This window comes from Occultella glacieicola, from assembly GCF_004353825.1.
Taxonomy (GTDB): domain Bacteria; phylum Actinomycetota; class Actinomycetes; order Actinomycetales; family Beutenbergiaceae; genus Occultella; species Occultella glacieicola.
The window spans coordinates 92,354-109,431 of the sequence record NZ_SMNA01000004.1 but is presented as its reverse complement, the minus strand read 5'-3'; the positions used below and the strand labels follow the sequence as shown (position 1 = coordinate 109,431).

10 protein-coding genes are annotated in these 17,078 nt (G+C 72.2%); 8 read left to right on the top strand and 2 right to left on the bottom strand.

Annotation, left to right across the window (positions count from 1 at the left end; translation table 11 throughout):
- Positions 1–73: 73 nt before the first annotated feature.
- From EXU48_RS08460 to EXU48_RS08450, 3 genes are all read left to right on the top strand, one after another.
- The gene (locus tag EXU48_RS08460; protein ID WP_133107229.1) at positions 74–808 is read left to right on the top strand and encodes a hypothetical protein; all 735 of its coding nucleotides are present in this window, start codon (positions 74–76) and stop codon (positions 806–808) included.
- 203 nt (positions 809–1,011) lie between these two features.
- Positions 1,012–5,211 carry a DUF11 domain-containing protein gene (locus EXU48_RS08455; RefSeq protein WP_133107228.1) on the top strand — a complete coding sequence of 1,400 codons (4,200 nt, stop codon included), beginning with the start codon at positions 1,012–1,014 and terminating at the stop codon, positions 5,209–5,211.
- A 144-nt stretch (positions 5,212–5,355) separates the two neighbouring features.
- On the top strand, positions 5,356–6,981 hold the full coding sequence (locus EXU48_RS08450) for a helix-turn-helix transcriptional regulator (protein WP_133107227.1): 1,626 nt from the start codon (positions 5,356–5,358) through the stop codon (positions 6,979–6,981).
- Positions 6,982–6,989: 8 nt separating this feature from the next.
- Here the strand turns inward: EXU48_RS08450 and EXU48_RS08445 are convergent, their stop codons facing one another.
- Complete coding sequence (locus tag EXU48_RS08445; RefSeq protein ID WP_133107226.1) at positions 6,990–7,232, bottom strand: ribosomal protein L7/L12; 243 nt, start codon at positions 7,230–7,232, stop codon at positions 6,990–6,992.
- Positions 7,233–7,305: 73 nt separating this feature from the next.
- Between EXU48_RS08445 and EXU48_RS08440 the strand changes: the two genes are divergently transcribed.
- The 3 genes from EXU48_RS08440 (at position 7,306) to EXU48_RS08430 (ending at position 11,165) form a co-directional block, all read left to right on the top strand.
- Positions 7,306–8,964, top strand: coding sequence for a nuclease-related domain-containing DEAD/DEAH box helicase (locus tag EXU48_RS08440; RefSeq protein ID WP_133107225.1), 1,659 nt, complete (start codon positions 7,306–7,308; stop codon positions 8,962–8,964).
- Positions 8,965–9,013: 49 nt separating this feature from the next.
- Entirely contained in the window at positions 9,014–9,907 is an 894-nt protein-coding gene (locus EXU48_RS08435) for a sugar phosphate isomerase/epimerase family protein (RefSeq protein WP_133107224.1), read from the top strand.
- 145 nt (positions 9,908–10,052) lie between these two features.
- Positions 10,053–11,165: a DnaJ domain-containing protein gene (locus EXU48_RS08430; protein ID WP_328591634.1), complete on the top strand. Its 1,113-nt coding sequence runs from the start codon at positions 10,053–10,055 to the stop codon at positions 11,163–11,165.
- Between the two features lie 130 nt (positions 11,166–11,295).
- On the opposite strand, the gene catA is transcribed toward EXU48_RS08430, so the two are convergent.
- Positions 11,296–11,949 carry a type A chloramphenicol O-acetyltransferase gene (gene catA, locus EXU48_RS08425; RefSeq protein ID WP_133107223.1) on the bottom strand — a complete coding sequence of 218 codons (654 nt, stop codon included), beginning with the start codon at positions 11,947–11,949 and terminating at the stop codon, positions 11,296–11,298.
- A 74-nt stretch (positions 11,950–12,023) separates the two neighbouring features.
- Here catA and EXU48_RS08420 point away from each other — a divergent pair, with 74 nt between their 5' ends.
- Positions 12,024–12,557: a GNAT family N-acetyltransferase gene (locus tag EXU48_RS08420; RefSeq protein ID WP_133107222.1), complete on the top strand. Its 534-nt coding sequence runs from the start codon at positions 12,024–12,026 to the stop codon at positions 12,555–12,557.
- 49 nt (positions 12,558–12,606) lie between these two features.
- Positions 12,607–17,073 carry an ATP-dependent RNA helicase HrpA gene (gene hrpA, locus EXU48_RS08415; RefSeq protein WP_235856912.1) on the top strand — a complete coding sequence of 1,489 codons (4,467 nt, stop codon included), beginning with the start codon at positions 12,607–12,609 and terminating at the stop codon, positions 17,071–17,073.
- The last annotated feature ends 5 nt before the right edge of the window (positions 17,074–17,078 follow it).

The window sequence follows — 17,078 nt, the reverse complement described above, 5'->3', positions numbered from 1 at the left end:
CCACCCCTCCCGGGGCCGGGTGTGGCCTCATCCGACCTTGACGCCGGAGTGCCGCGACTGGTGGGATCCGCCCATGAACCGTGCCCGGGCGCTGGTCGCCGGCAGTTGTCTCGTCATGGCCGCCCTCGTCGGCTGCTCGCCGACCGAGCCCTCGGCGATCGGGCCCAGGTCCGGATCCGCAGCCGAGGTGGCGCCCGTCCAGGAGAACCCGGCCCCCGAGCCGACCGCGGACGTGAGCACGACACCGGCCGAGGAGCCGAGCCCGTCGGACGTCGACGAGGTCGCAGACGCGTGCTCACATCTGGGCGCGGATGCCGTAGCCACCCTCGCCGGCGCGGAACTGGAGCCGCGGCCCCACGACGTCGGTGGGGTACCCGCTTGTATCTGGGGCAATCTCAACACGATCGGCGTGCAGGTCATCCTGGTCGGAGCCGAAGTCTGGGCGACCGGTCTGCCATCGAACGCCGAGCAGTTGCTCGCCGAGCCGCTGTATGCCGACCAGATCTCCGAGGACGAGCGCGCCACCTTGGAGGAGGCCATCGCGGCGGTCGAGGCCGGTGAGCAGATCGAACCAGCCCGAGCCTGCGAGATGTTCGAGCTCATGCTGTTCCACGACGCCCAGCTCGACGGCGCGAACTACACCGTTCGGATCGTTCCCAGCGCGGACGACCCGCAGGCGATCACCGCCCAAGGATGCATCGAGGGTGTCTTCGGCTCGGTGTTGCTGGTGCGGCCCGACCTCACCGGCAGCGACCACGAGGCCGAGCGGGTCGGCGACGTGGCCCTGACCCTGCTCGACGCCGAGTGAGCTGACCGGCCCGGCGGAGCGAGCACCTGCCCACACGTGCCCGCGGGGTGCCCACGCTCCCCGGGTGAGATCCGGGGTGAGATGCCCCGGAAACGATTGCCCACTCGGATCCCGGGACGATTGGCTGGCCAGGACGTCGTGTTGAGCCGCTTCGAGCGAGCCTTCGGCGTCGTCATCACTGGACAGCGGGGGAGGACTCATCCATGGGTATCGCAGGTGTGCGCTCGGAGCGCGATGGGCATCGCAGGAACACAGCACGGCCGCGACGGCCGCGACGGTCTCGAGGCTCCGGCGGCGGCGTCCTGTCCCGTCTGGCGCGTGGAGCTCTCGCCGTCGCGCTGACGGCGACCGCACTGACGGCGGCGGGCACGCTGGCGACGACGACGGCTGCCAACGCGGCCGACGGCGACCCGTTCGACCCTGACGTGGCAGCGGTCTTCCTGGCGCAGGACCGACCGACGACCCTCTACCGGGCGGAGCAGGTCGGTGCCGACCTCACCTTCGTCGCCGAGGGCACGGCGGCCGTCCCCTACAACGCCATCGGCTACAACACCGTGGACAACTACCTCTACGGCGTGCAACAGGACACCCAGCGACTGCTGCGTATCGGGCAAGGCGGTGCCGTGACCGACCTGGGTGCGATCACCGGACTGAACGTCGATTCGTACTACCAACAGGGAACGTTCGGCGCCGGCGACGATGACGCGAACACGCTGTACGTGCGTGGCACGCTCGACCTCGGCACGGTCTACGCGATCGACCTCACCACGCGCGTGGCCACCCCGATCACGCTCAGCGAAGAGGTACCGAACACCTCCGACCTCGTGGTCCTGGAGGGCTACCTCTGGGGGATGGGCAACGACAGCCGCATCTGGCGGGTGGATCTCGACTCCGGAGCGGCTGCCTCCTGGGAGACGAACGTTCCGGCGGTCACCTACGGCGGGCAGTGGGTCTACGGAAACGGGAACCTCGGGCTCTCCGCCAACGACTCGGGCGACGTGATCCAGCTCGGCATCACGAACGCGACCTCGGCGAACCCAACGTTCACGATCCTCTCGACGGTCAACGGCCCGACGCCGAACTCGAACAACGACGCGACCAGCAACCCCGGACCTGACGTCGACCTCGCGATCCTGAAGACAGTGCGGAGTGCCCACACGCCAGGCGGCACCATCACCTTCGGCATCCACGTCATCAACGACAGCGCAGTCACGTCGTCCGGCCACTACTTCCAGGACGAGCTGCCGGCCTCGCTCACAGACCTCTCCAGCCCGAACACCGAGTGCTCGTTCGTCGGCAACCTCATGACCTGCGCGTACGGCACGATGGCACCAGGGGAGCAGCGCAACTTCGAGGTGACCGCAACGGCGCCGAACAGCATCGACCCGATCACGAACACCGTGACGGTCACGGGTAACGAGAACGACCCGAACCTGGACAACAACACCGCGACGGTCACGACCACCCCGGACTACGCGCCGGGCGTCTCCGTGGTGAAGTCGGCCGTGCTCGACGACGGTTCGGTCTTCGCCGACGGCGGCACGCTCGAGTACAGCTTCCTCGTCACGAACACCGGCAACACGGACCTCACCGCGATCACCATCGACGAAGGCGCCTTCACCGGCACCGGTGAGCTGGGCGACATCAGCTGCCCGACCACGACGCTGGCATCGGGGGCGTCCACGACCTGCACCGCGGACTACACCCTCACGCAGGCCGACGTCGACGCCGGCGGCGTCACCAACACCGCCTCGGCGAACGGCACCCCGCCGCTGACCCCGCCGATCACGTCGGTGCCGTCGACCTTCGACTACGAGGACGAGGCGGACGACGCTCTGACGGTCGTCAAGACCGCCACCCCCGCCTCCAGCGGCACGGTCGGGCAGGAGATCACCTACCGGTTCGCCGTCACCAACACCGGCGGGACCACCCTCACGGGCGTGGCCATCGACGAGGGCGACTTCAGCGGCTCCGGCGACCTGTCCGCGATCGAGTGCCCGGCCACGACGCTGGCCCCCGGCGCGACCACGACCTGCACGGCGACGTACGTGCTCACGCAGGCGGACGTCGACGCGGTCGGTGTCACGAACACCGCCACCGCCACCGCAACCCCGCCCGGCGGCGGCACGGTCGACTCACCGCCGTCCTCGGTCACGGTTGAGACACCGGACTCGCCGGCGCTGACTCTGGTGAAGTCGGCGAGCCCGGCCGAGGTATCCGCCATCGGCGACACGATCACGTACGGCTTCGCGCTGACGAACACCGGCAACGTCACGCTCACCGGCGTGCACGTCGACGAGACCGCGTTCTCCGGCTCGGGTGAGGTGTCGGCGATCACCTGCCCGACGACCACCCTGGCTCCGGACGCCTCCACCATCTGCACGGCGTCCTACACGCTGACGCAGGCCGACATCGACAACGGCGGGGTCACGAACACCGCGACCGGCGGTGGCACGCCGCCGGGCGGCGGCGACACCCAGACCCCGCCGTCGACCGTCACGGTCGACGCACCGGAGAACCCGGCGCTGACGGTGACCAAGACCTCGTCCCCGGTCGGCGCCGCGGCCGGGAACACCGTGACGTACTCGTTCCTGGTGACCAACACCGGCAACGTGACCGTCGACGCGATCGCGATCGTGGACGAGGACTTCTCGGGAACGGGTCAGCTGTCCGCCATCAGCTGTCCCGCCACGACGCTCGCCCCGAACGCGAGCACCACCTGCACGGCGACCTACACGCTGACGCAGGCGGACGTCGACAGCGGAGAGCTGCACAACGGGGCCACCGTCACCGGGAACACCCCGTCGGACGGTGAGGTCGACTCGCCGCCGTCGGAGGTGCAGGTGGAGCTGCCGCCGAACCCGTCGCTGAGCGTGGTGAAGACCGCGACTCCGGCCTCGGTCGACGACGCGGGTGCTGAAGTCAGCTACAGCTTCCTGGTGATCAACACCGGCAACGTCACTCTCGACGGCATCGCCGTCCAGGAGCAGGACTTCACCGGCACCGGGGAGCTGTCCGAGATCGTCTGCCCGACGACCACGCTGGCTCCCGCGGCGCAGACCACCTGCACGGCGACGTACGAGCTGACGCAGGCCGATGTCGATGCCGGTGGCGTCACCAACGTGGCCACGGCGACCGGAAACCCGCCGGGTTCCGATGTGCCGGTGACCTCTCCGCCGTCCGAGACGACGGTCGGCAGCGAGCCCGCCCCCGGTCTCAGTGCCGTGAAGACCTCGAGCCCGGCCTCGGTGGCGGCCGCCGGCGACGTGATCACGTACAGCTTCCTGCTGACGAACACCGGCAACGTGACGCTGTCGGACGTGGCGCCCGTCGAGGGCGAGTTCTCCGGTACCGGCGAGCTGTCCGACATCGAGTGCCCGACCACCACTCTGGCCCCGGGCGAGGACGTCACCTGTACGGCGACGTACGAGGTCACGCAGGAGGACGTGGACGCCGGCGGTGTGACCAACACGGCGACGGCCACGGCGACCCCGCCCACGTCGGACCCGGGCGGCACCCCGGTGGAGGCTCCGCCGTCGGAGACCGAGGTGGACGTGCCGCCCGCGCCCGGCGTCAGCCTGGTGAAGTCGGCCGACCTCGAGCGGTTCACGAGCGCCGGGGAGGCGGTCGTGTTCACCTTCCTGGTCACGAACACGGGCAACGTCACGCTCCGTGATGTCGTCGTCGACGACAGCGACTTCTCCGGCACCGGCGACCTCGGTGAAGTCGTCTGCCCGGCCGGCGTGCTGGCCCCGGCGGAGTCGGTCACCTGCGAGGCGACCTACGTCGTCACGCAGGCGGACGTGGACGCCGGGCTGCTGAGCAACACGGCGACGGCGGTCGGCACGCCACCGGGGACCGGCACCCCGCCGGTCGACTCGCCGCCGTCGCTGGTCACCATCGAGGCGCCGCACACGCCGGGACTGACCCTGGTCAAGACGGCGGACGTCCCGACGGTCACCTCCGTGGGCCAGACCGTCACGTACAGCTTCCTGGTGAGCAACACCGGGAACGTCACACTCGGTGACGTGGCCGTCACGGAGGGCGCCTTCTCCGGTGCCGGCGATCTCTCCGAGGTCACCTGCCCGCAGGGCGCCGTGCCGCCCGGCGCGCAGATCGTCTGCACGGCGACCTACGCCGTGCAGGAGGCCGACCTGACGGGTGACGCCCTGTCGAACACGGCCACGGCCAGCGCGACGCCACCGGGCCAAGGCGAACCGATCACCTCGGACCCGTCGACGACCGAGTCCGGTTCGCAGGAGCCGGACGCGAGCCTGCCGACGACGGGCACCCGAGCCGGCTCGGTCATCGCCCTGGTCGCCGCGGTTCTGCTCCTGGCCGGCGGTTCGCTCCTGTTCCTCGGCCGCCGCGGACGCGGATACCACGGCGTGCGCCCCCGCTGATCCGGACCGGTGGGCCCCGCGCACGACTCGGCGCGCGTGGGGCCCACCGGGCGCATGCCCTAACCTCAGTCCTGGACCTCGGAGCGCGGCCACCCGGCCGGCGCCGAGCAACGAACGTCTGCTAGGACCTGCCGAGGGGGCAGCATGTCTTCGTACGACCTGACCACCCAGCTCCTGAGCGCGCAGCCTCGAGCCGGCGCCCCGCGGCCGCGGACGCGGGAAGCCGACCCCGTCACCGCCTTGCGGGACGCGCTCGCGACCGGCCGGTGGTCGGATGCCGCGAGGATCATCGGCGGCGCCTGGGGGATGCTGATCGAGGAGTTCCCCGCCGACCTGGACGCCGCCTTCCAGACCCTCCCCCTGGAGTCGCTGCGCACGGCCCGCGGCGTGGCCGCCGTTCGCGAGATCTGGCTCGCCACCAGCATCGAGCCGCAGCACATCGTCCCGGCGGACGCGCCGACCCCGCCGATGGCCTACGCCGAGTCGCTGCACGACAGCGATGCCCGGCACCAGGCGCTGGCCGACCTCACGCTCGCTTGCGCCCACATGGTCGCGGCCCGCATCGGCGGCCGATATCCCGAGGCACTCGAGCACGCGGACCGGGTGGGTGTCCTCAGCCACCTCGTGGAGACGACGGTGCCCGCGGCGCGGCGGGTCCGGCAACCGCTCGCCCTGCTGCAGGCCGGCATCACCCGCGGGCTGGCCGGCGACGTCGACGGCGCGGTTCCCCTGCTGCAGAGCGCGTACGAGCGGTGTCCCTACGGGCGCTCCCCCTACGTGGCCAAGGGCGCCGCCGGCAATCTCGCCCTCCTCAACGCGATCCGCGGTGACGTCGACATCGCCCGCCGGTGGCTGGCCCGGCACGACGAGATCCCCTCGACCGCCTCGCCGCACACCGAGCGCGTCCTGTTCACCGGGGACCTCGCCCGTGCGCTCGTCGCGATCGAGACGCTCGACGGCGTCGGCGCAGCCGAGGCGCTCTCGCGGCTCGAGCAGGGCGTCAACGTCGAGCAGAGCTGGGGGCCGGTGGTGACGTTCCTGCACGCGCGGCACGCCCTGGTGTGGGGCGACCGGCACCGGGCCCTGTCCTGGCTGCGGCGCGACTCCGAGCGCTACGCGGCCCGGCTCGGGCCGGCCAGCACAATGGGGCCACTGCTCGCCGCGGCACAGGTCGATCTGCTGCTCTCCGTGGGGCGGGGCGACCAGGCCCTGGCCCGGCTGAACCGGATGGCGCCCGATCCGATCCTGACGGTCGGCCGCGCTCGCCTGGAGCTGCTCGCCGGCTGCCCGGAGGAGGCGGACCGGCTGGCCGCCGAGGCCGTCGCCGTCACGCACACCTCGCGGGTCCGCCTCGAAGGGCTTGTCGTGCGGGCGGCCGCGGCCGTGCGTGGTGGCCGACTCCGCGAGGCCCGTGAGGCGTTCGCCCTGGTGCAGGAGGTGACCGGTTCGACGGGGCTGCGGCTGCCGCTCGCGGGGCTGGCCGACCCGGACCGGCGGGTCCTGCTGCCGGAGTTTGGAACGGCCGCGCCACCCGCGGACGGCCGGGAGCGGTCGATGTTCCCGTCCGAGGTCGCCGTGGTCCGGCTGACCAACCAGGAGTTGCTGATGCTGCGCGGGCTGGCGTCGTTCCGCTCCCAGAGGGAACTCGCCGACGCCATGTACCTGTCGCTCAACACCGTGAAGACGCATCTGCGCGCGGCCTACCAGAAGCTTGGCGTGTCCAGCCGCGCCGAGGCATTGACGGTCGCGGCGGGCGCCGGACTGCTCTGACGCGGGGCTCAGCGCTCGAAGCGGTCGACGGCGTCCTTGGCCTCCTTGAGACCGGCCCCGGTCTCCTCCCGGTAGGCCTTGATCGCCTCGATCTTCTTGCCGCGGGCCAGCAGGTCGGCGACGCGCGACGAGGGCCCACCCTCGGCGACCCAGCCGTCGAAGGAGTACGGCGCCTGCAGGCCGGCCTTGTTGTAGAGGACGTCGATGTGGTGCTCGATCGCGCTGAGGCGGGCCTGGATGTCGTCGGTCATGGGTCATTCCTACCTCAACGTCCGGGCGACCGTTGTGGCCCGGGACCGGCCCGTCTCCGCTAGAACTGAGGTCATGGCGATCCTGTGGCCCGAGGCGCCCGACTTCGGGCGGAACACGGCCGAGGAAGTGCTCTGGCGGGCGCTGGCGGAGCAGCTGCCGCCGGATGCCACCCTGCTCCACTCGGTCAACCTGCTCGAGGAGAGCACCGAGCGGGAGATCGACCTGCTCGTCCTCTGGCCGGGCGTCGGCATCGCCGCGATCGAGGTCAAGGGCGGTCAGGTCTGGCACAACGACCAGGGCTGGCACCAGGGCTCGGGAACCGACTCGCATCGGATGAACCCGGTCCGCCAGGTCCAGGACGCCCGGCACCTATTGCAGGAGAAACTCCGCCGGCGCGGGATCGGCGCCGGCGAGGCACGCACCGCCCACCTGGTCGCGTTCCCGCACACCCGGTTCGGGCCGGACTTCGAGACCAGCGACTGCCCGCGGTCGATGATCATCGACGCCGTGGACGTGGCCGCGGCCGCCGCTCGGGTGTTCCGGGCGATCGGAACGCACGGCCAGGGCGAACGCGGGCTCGACGCCCAGGACGCCCAGGATCTGTACGACGTGCTCGCCGGCCAGCTGGGCGCGCAGACCGACGTGCTCGGCGAGGTCCGCGCGGAGCTCGACCGGCTGGATCTGCTCACCCGGGACCAGGCCGACGTCCTGCGCTTCGTCGCCGGCCAGCAGCGGTTCCAGGTCGTGGGTGGGGCCGGGAGCGGCAAGACGTGGCTTGCCCTGGAGCAGGCCCGACGGCGGGCGCGCACGGGTGAGCGCATCGCCCTGCTCTGCTACTCCCGCGGGCTGGGCCGCTACCTGAGGCGGGTCACCGACGCCTGGCCGGCCAGGAGCCGGCCGGCGTACGTCGGCCTGTTCCACGACCTGCCGCGGAGTTGGGGCGCCGAGCCCGGCACCGATGACGACCCCGACTACTGGGAGCGTCGGCTGCCGCTCGCACTCGCCGACCTCGCCGCCGAGCGGCCGCCGTCGGACCTGTTCGACTCCGTGGTCGTGGACGAGGCCCAGGACTTCGGGGACCTGTGGTGGACGTCGCTGCTGCGCTGCCTGAAGGATCCCGAGCGCGGCGGGCTGTTCCTGTTCGGCGACGCCGGACAGCAGGTCTTCGCCCGCGGCGGCACGGCACCGATCGACCTGGCCCCGTTCGAGTTGCACGAGAACCTGCGCTCCACGAAGCCGATCGCCCAGCTGAGCGGCTCCGTCAGCGACCGCCGGATCACCGCGCGCGGCGGCGCGGGCACGCCCGTCCGGCTCATCGACGTGCCCGCCGCGGACGCCGTCGAGGCCGCGGACGACGCCGTCGACGCACTCCTCGAGGAGGGCTGGGACCCGGGCGACGTCGCCCTCCTGACCACCAGGCGAAGGCACCCGGAACAGATCAACCGGATCGACGCCGTCGGGCATGACGCGTACTGGGACGACTTCTTCGAGGGCACCGACGTCTTCTACGGGCACGTGCTCAACTTCAAGGGCCTGGAACGGCCGGTCGTGGTGCTCGCCGTGAACGGCTTCCGGGAGCAGGAACGGGCCCGCTCGATGGTGTACACGGGCCTGTCCCGGGCGAGGAGTCTGCTCGTGCTGGTCGGGCCGCGCGAGGAGATCGCGAGCATCGGTGGCGAGGCCGCTCGCCGACGGCTCATGGAGGCTGAGGCCTGGACGCCGTCGGCCTGAGCGGTGCCTTCCCAGGCGACTCCCAGCCCCAAGCCATAGGCTGCTGCGCATGGGCGAGGCGACCGTGACCGACCCGGCGACTGCCGACGGCGCACGGGCGCCGGGCATCCGGGTCACGCTGTCGAACATCAGCGTCTACCCGCGCAAGACCCCGTTCGCGTTCGAGGTGGCGGCCGAGCTCGGCTACGACGGCCTCGAGATCATGGTGCTGCCCGACTCGACCACGAAGGACGCGAAGGCCCTGAACCGGCTCGCGGCCGATCACGGGCAGCCGGTGACGAGCATCCACGCGCCGTCCCTGGTGCTCAGCCAGGGGGTGTGGGGTCGGCTGCCCGGTCCGAAACTCGAGCGCTCGGTCGACCTCGCGCTCGAGGTCGGCGCCGAGGTCGTCGTGGTGCACCCGCCCTTCCGGTGGCAACGTCGCTACTCGAACGGCTTCGTCGAGCACGTGCGCGAGCTCAGCGAGGCGACCGGGGTGATCGTCGCCGTCGAGAACATGTACCCGTGGCGTGGCCGCAAGCGCGAGGTGATGCGCGCCTACCTGCCCGGCTGGGACCCCACGGAGCATGACTACGACAACGTCACCCTGGACCTGTCGCACGCGGCCGTGGCCCGGCAGGACAGCCGCGCCCTGGCCCGGCAGTTCGGCCCCCGGCTGCGGCACGTCCACCTCACCGACGGCACCACGTCGATCATGGACGAGCACCTGGTGCCCGGCCGGGGCACGCAGCCGGCCCGGGAGCTGCTCGCCGATCTCGTCACCGGCGGCTGGTCCGGGGACGTGTGCGTGGAGATCTCGACCCGTCGGGCGCGCTCCGCTGCGGAGCGGCACGAGGACGTCGCCGCGTCCCTGAAGTTCGCCCGGACCTACCTCACTCCCGGCCCGCACTCCGACTACACCCCACCGGAGGGGGCGCCGCATCGACACCTCGATGCCTGGTGAACCGCGAAGGTCGGGTCGAGCGGTCCGGACGTCCTGACGGCACGAGTCGCCAGCGAGCGGGTTCCGACGTGGTGGGCGGTGCGGTACCCGAGCGCCAGGGTCACACCTGCGGCTCCCAGGGATTGCCCAGTGGCGCGAGCTAGTCTTGACCGCAGCATTCACCGACCCGCCGAAGGCCCTGATGACCGAACGCTCCCTCGGGGCCACGCCCTACGAGGTGCTCGGTGTTGACGCCGATGCGTCCACCGAGGAACTTCGGCGCGCCTACCGGCGGCGGCTTCGCGAGTCCCACCCGGACGTCGGTGGGGACCCGGAACTCTTCCACGAGGTACAGACCGCGTGGGAGCAGGTCGGCACGCCGGCACACCGGGCCCGCTACGACCGCGCCCACCGGCCGGGTGGAACGTCGGGAGCCTCCGGCTCGAACTGGTCGCGACCGACGGGCCCGGCCCGGCCCCCCGGCGGCGGGCCGCGGGCGACCGACACGTCGGGCAGCTCGGGTGGCGGCGGTGTCTACGGCGGGTCCGGCCCGGTCTGGACCGCCGGCTCGAGCCGGGGCAGCACGAACGTGCCGTCGCGAGCCCGCTCCCACGGGCACCCCGGTGGGTGGTCCCGCGAGCGCTACCTGACGCTGCTGCGCGAGTGGGTCGGTCGCGGAGTCGAGATCGGCGACCCGTACGCGCCCGACCTCGTGGCCCGCGCGCCCCGGGAGATCCAGCACGCGCTCGCCGACGCGCTCGCCGAGGAACGCACCGCCCGCACCCTCGGCGACCTCAGCTCGGCGTTCACGGTCTGGAACGACGTGGCCACCGGCGCCGGCAGCGGCGGCTGGGCGCGCGACGCCACCGCACCGACCACCGACCCGGCGAAGATCGACCACGTGGTCCTCGGGCCGACCGGGCTGTGGGCGGTCCAGTCCGAGGACTGGGGCGCACCGGTCACGGTGCGCCGCGGCGACCTGGTCAGCACCGGGCTGGCCACCGGCGAGCACCCGATGGCCGCCCTGGAGCGCCGGGCGAAGGTCGCGAGATCCTGGCGCACCCGCTTCGACGCCCTGCTCCTGGTGCTCCCGGACGAGGCGCTCGCCGATCCGGCCGACTGGGTCCTGGTCCGCCGTCGCGGCACGCCGCGCCTGGCCGTCCGCGCCCGCGGGCTCGCCCGCCTGATCACGGCCGGGCACCCGGCCGTGGCCCGGCCGTCGGAGGAGCACATGTTCGCGCTGCGGCCCCAACTGCGGTCCGCGATCCGGTTCGTCTGAGCCCGCGCCGCCGACAGTGCTGACGAGGCGACCGATTCAGCACTCTCACGGAAGGGTGCCGCGCACCGGCCGTCGGTGAAGGTGCCGATTTGGCGACCGATCCAGCACTCTCACCGGGCGGCCGGGTCGGTCAGGGCACCCAGGACGGGTCGGCGAACACGGCCTGGAGCTCGTTCACGAACCGCGCCGAGTGGAAGCCGTCCGCGGCGGCGTGGTGGACCTGCAGCGCGAGCGGCAGGAACACGCGGCCGTCGCCCTCCTGATAGCGCCCGAGGGTGAAGATCGGCGCGAGGTGGCGCCACGCGTCCCGGATGTTCAGGTTGAACCCGGTGAACGAGGCCCAGGGCAGGCTCGACACGTCGAACGTGTTCGGTGGCCCACCACCCACCGGGAAGAACTCGGTGCTGTCGCGGTGCCGGTCGAGCAGCGCCGCCGCGCCGTCATGGAAGGTGGCGAAGTCCGGGTCGTAGGGCGCCCAGACGCTGGAGAACGTCTCCCGCTCGGCGTTGAAGAGGGTGAACGAGGGGTGCAGCACCGGCCAGACCGCGGGGGCGTCGGACTCGGTCAGGCACATCCGGAACTCCTCGCGGGCGTTGACGATCGTGCCGAGCGCCCAGATCTGGGCGACATACGTCCGCCGGGGAGAGTTCCGCAGCGCCCTGACGAACTCGGTCACGTCCAGTTCGACCGTCATCGAGTACGTGCACGGCACCGCGTGCAGGTAGTGCTCGAAGTGCTGCCTCCGCGGCCAGGTCGCCAGGTCGATCGGGATCGGGCTGTCCATCGCTCCATCGTGACGTCCCACGCGCTGCCGATCGAGTGAATTACCCCCGATCACGGTGCTGAGACAATGCCGGAATGCCACCGCTGCCCGTTCTGACCCCGCTCGAGACCGATCGCCTCGTGCTGCGAGGCCAAGTCGCCTCCGATGCGGCCGTCCTCCACCGGTTGTGGACCGAGCGCGACGTGCGCGTCCCCGCGCACCGACAGCTCGATCCGCAGGGGCGCCCGACCGAGGCCGAGATCGCGGCCCGGATCCGCGAAGGTCAGGGATCGCCACCGGGACCGGGCCTGCTGGCCGTCGAACGCAAGGACACCGCCGACGTCATCGGGTACTGCGGGCTGGTGGTCCCGTCGGAGGGGGCACCCGACGAGCCCGAGCTCGCCTTCGAGTTGCTGAGCGCCGTCCACAACCGCGGCTACGCGACCGAGGCCGGGCGGGCCGTGATCACCTGGGCGGAGGAAGCGGGCTATCGACGGTTGCGGGCGAGCGTGTGGGACTGGAACGTCGCGTCCCGCCGGGTCCTCGGCAAACTCGGGTTCCGCGAGACGGGCGAGCCCGGCCCGCTCACCGCACACGGCCGCAGCCTGATGACCGTCCGAGAGGCCTGACCGGAACCGGCGGCGGAAAGCACTGGCGCCGTCGGGAACAATGGGGGCGGTGACGGACGCGGAGAATCGGGCGACGGACGAGACGGGGCGCGCCCCCCGCCGTCGGCGACCCCGCCGGAGGCGCACCGGAGGGCGACCCGCCGAGCAGGCGGTCCCGCCCGCGAACGCAGGCGGCGGGTCGCCCGCGGGCGAGACGTCGAGCGCGAGCGAACGGTCCGAGGGCCGCCGCCCGAGCAGGAGGCCCGACGGCGCAGGTCGCCGCGGGCGCGGAGCGTCCGGCCGCGCGGCCGGCTACCGGGCGCCGAGTGCCGAGCTGCTCGCCAAGCGCCGGGCGGCGCTGCCCACGATCGGCTATCCGGCACAGCTGCCGGTCTCGGCCCGCCGGGAGGAGATCGCCGACGCGATCCGCGACCACCAGGTGGTGATCGTGGCCGGGGAGACCGGGTCCGGCAAGACCACCCAGATCCCGAAGATCTGCCTCGAGCTGGGCCGCGGCATCACCGGCACCATCGGGCACACCCAGCCCCGCCGGATCGCCGCACGCACGGTCGCCGAGCGCATCGCCGAGGAACTGGGCGTCGAGCTCGGCGGCGCCGTCGGGTACCAGGTGCGGTTCACCGACCAGGTCTCCGAGACCACCCTGGTCAAGATCATGACGGACGGCATCCTGCTCGCCGAGATCCAGCGCGACCCGCTGCTGCGCCGCTACGACACGATCATCGTGGACGAGGCGCATGAGCGGACCCTGAACATCGACTTCCTGCTCGGCTTCCTGCACCAGCTGCTGCCGAAGCGCCCGGACCTGAAGGTCATCGTCACCTCCGCGACCATCGACTCGCAGCGGTTCGCGGACTACTTCACCCAACCCCGGCACACGGTGCCGGTCGTCGAGGTGTCCGGGCGGACGTACCCCGTCGAGGTGCGGTACCGGCCGCTGCTCGCGGACCTGGGCGACGAACTCGACGGGCCGCTCGACGACGATGCCCCGCCGTTGCCGGACGAGGACGCGATCGACCAGAACACGGCGATCTGCCGCGCGGCCGACGAACTGATGGCCGAGGGCGGCGGCGACATCCTGGTGTTCCTGTCGGGCGAGCGGGAGATCCGGGACGCCGCGGACGCCCTGGCCGACCACCTCGGGCCCCGGCACGTCGCCCCCGGCGGAGCCCGCGCCTCCGCGCACGCGGCCAACGCCGTCGAGGTCATCCCGCTGTACGCACGGCTCTCGGCCGCCGAGCAGCACCGCGTGTTCGAGCATCACACGACGCGGCGGATCGTCCTGGCCACGAACGTCGCCGAGACCTCCCTGACCGTGCCCGGCATCCGGTACGTGATCGACCCCGGCACGGCCCGGATCTCCCGGTACTCCAACCGGACCAAGGTGCAGCGGCTGCCGATCGAGCCGGTCAGCCAGGCGAGCGCGAACCAGCGTGCCGGCCGGTGCGGCCGGCTCGCGGACGGGATCTGCATCCGGCTGTACTCCCAGCGGGACTTCGAGGGCCGCCCCGAGTACACCGAGCCGGAGATCCTGCGCACCTCGCTCGCGTCGGTGATCCTGCAGATGACCGCGCTCGGCCTCGGCGACGTCGCGAAGTTCGACTTCCTCGACTCCCCCGACTCCCGCGCCGTGCGGGACGGCCTGCAGCTGCTGCACGAGCTCAACGCGATCGAGGCGGAGTCCGCGACCACCTCCAGCAACCAGCTCACCACGGTGGGCCGGGCCCTGGCCCAGCTGCCGATCGACCCGCGGCTGGGCCGGATGATCATCGAGGCCGGCCGGCTCGGCTGCGTGCGCGAGGTCATGATCATCGTCGCCGGGCTCTCCGTCCAGGACGTCCGCGAGCGGCCAACCGAACACCAGCAGGCCGCCGACGACAAGCACCGCAGGTTCGCCGACCCCACCTCGGACTTCCTGTCCCTGCTCAAGCTCTGGGACTACCTCAAGGAGCAGCAGGGGGAGATGGGGTCCTCGGCGTTCCGGCGGCTGTGCCGGTCCGAGTACCTGAACTTCCTGCGCGTGCGCGAGTGGCAGGACGTGCACACCCAGTTGCGGCAGATGGCCAAGCCCCTGGGCCTCGAGGTGCACCACCGCCCGGACACCTACCGCGACGCCACCGATCCCGATCGGGTCCACCAGGCCCTGCTGTCCGGGTTGCTCTCGCACGTCGGGTCCTGGGACGAGCGTCGCCGCGACTACGCCGGTGCCCGCGGCACCCGGTTCGTGATCTTCCCCGGCTCGCACCTGGCCAAGAGGAACCCGGCCTGGATCATGGCCGGCGAGCTCGTGGAGACGTCCCGGCTGTTCGCGCGCACCGTGGCCCGGATCAAGCCGGAATGGGCCGAACCGCTGGCCGGGCACCTCGTCAAACGCACGTACTCCGAGCCGTACTGGTCCACGAAGCAGGGCGCGGCCATGGTCAAGGAGAAGGTGCTCCTGTACGGGGTCCCGATCGTGGCCGAACGCGCCGTGCCGCTGGCCCGGGTGGATGCCCCGCTCGCCCGGGAGCTGTTCCTGCGGCACGCCCTCGTCGAGGGCGAGTGGCGCACCCACCACGCGTTCTTCGCCGAGAACACCCGGCTGCTCGAGGAGGCCCAGTCCCTCGAGGCCAGGTCCCGGCGCCGGGACCTGGTGATCGACGAGGACGGGCTGTTCGACTTCTACGACGAGCGGATCCCCGAGGACGTCACCACCGCTCGGCACTTCGATGCCTGGTGGAAGGATGCCCGACGCGAGAACCCGGACCTGCTCACGTTCACCACCGAGTTGCTGGTCCCGGACGCCGACACCCTGGACGCGAACGCGTTCCCGGACACCTGGCGCCAGGATGACCTGACCCTGCCGCTGACCTACCAGTTCGAGCCGGGCACCGAGGCCGACGGGGTCACCGTGCACATCCCGATCTCGATCCTGAACCGGCTCCGACCGGACGGCTTCGACTGGATGGTGCCGGGACTGGTCGACGAGCTCGCGGTGGCGACGATCCGGTCGCTGCCGAAGGCGCTGCGCCGCCAGCTCGTGCCCGCGCCGGACGTCGGCCGGGAGATCGTCGCGCAGCTGCCGGCGTGGTCCGAGGCCGCGCCTGCCGGGTCCCCGACGTTCACGGAGGCGTTCGCCGAGACCGCCCTGCGCCTGCGTCAGGTGGAGATCGGTCCCGACGACTGGGCCCCCGACCGGCTGCCCCCGCATCTGCGGATGACGTTCCGGGTGCAGACCGACCGCGGCGCCACCCTCGCCGAGGGCAAGGACCTGGTGCTGCTGCAGCGTCAGCTCGCGCGCGAGTCCCGCGATGCCGTGCGCACCGCCGTCCGCACCGCGCTCACCGAGGCGCAGACGGCGCACCCACGCCCGGGTGAGCACGGCCCGATGCCCGACGGCGCAGGTCACCATGGCGCGACCGGCGCCTCGGGTGGTCGTGGCCCCGGTGGTGGACCCGTGGGGTCCGGTGGCGGCCGCGCCGGGGCAGCGGCCGGTCAGGACCGCGACAGTGGGCACCCAGGGCCAGCAGGGTCGGCCGGGTCAGCAGGGTCGGCAGGGTCGGCAGGGTCGGCACTGACGCCGGGCCTCGCCGAGCAGACCGGCCTGACCGGCTGGCCGGACCTCCCGGGCGGCCGGATCCCCGAGACGGTGTCCTCCGTCGGCGCCGCCGGCCTGGAGATCCGTGGCTACCCCGCCCTGGCCGACGAGCCCGGCGCGTCCGGCCAGTCAGGCAAGTCAGGCACGTCAGGCACGTCGGGCACGTCCGGCACGTCCGGCACGTCAGGCACGGTCGCGCTGCGGGTGCTCGCTAACGCCGCCGACCAGGCGGTCAGCCACCGGGCCGGGGTGCTGCGGCTTCTGTACCTCGGCTCGGCCCTGGCCGTCGGCCGGGTCACCTCCCGGTGGAACGCCGCGCAGTCCCTGGCCCTGGCGGCGAGCCCCTACCGGAACACCGACGCCCTCGTCGCCGACCTCCAGGTGAGCGCGATCTCGGCCCTCGTGGCCGGCACGGACCTCGCCGGGGTCCGCGACCGCGCCGCGTTCGACGCCCTGCTGGCGCGCATCAGGCCGGCGCTCGAGGACGAGGTGCTGCGCGTCGCGGACCTGACCGTGCGGATCCTCACCCGGTCCCGGGAACTGGAGGAGACGATCCGCGCCACCACGTCGATGACGCTGCTGAACGTGCTCACCGACGTGCGCGACCAGCACGCCGCCCTCGTCCACCCGGGCTTCCTCGTCGACACCCCACCCGAGCACCTGGTGCACCTGCCCCGCTACCTGCGGGCCGCCGTCGTCCGCTTGGAGAAGGCGGCCGAGAACCCGAACCGGGACGCCGACCGCGCCTGGACCCTCGGGGAACTGCAGGAGGCGTGGTGGTCGGCGAAGCAGGCCGCAGCCCACGACCCGGTGCGTGCGGCCCGGCTCGCCGAGATCCGCTGGCAGCTCGAGGAACTGCGGGTCAGCTATTTCGCGCAGCAACTCGGGACGCCGAAGACCATCTCGGACAAGCGGATCCGCAAGGCCCTCGCCGACGCCTGAGGCGT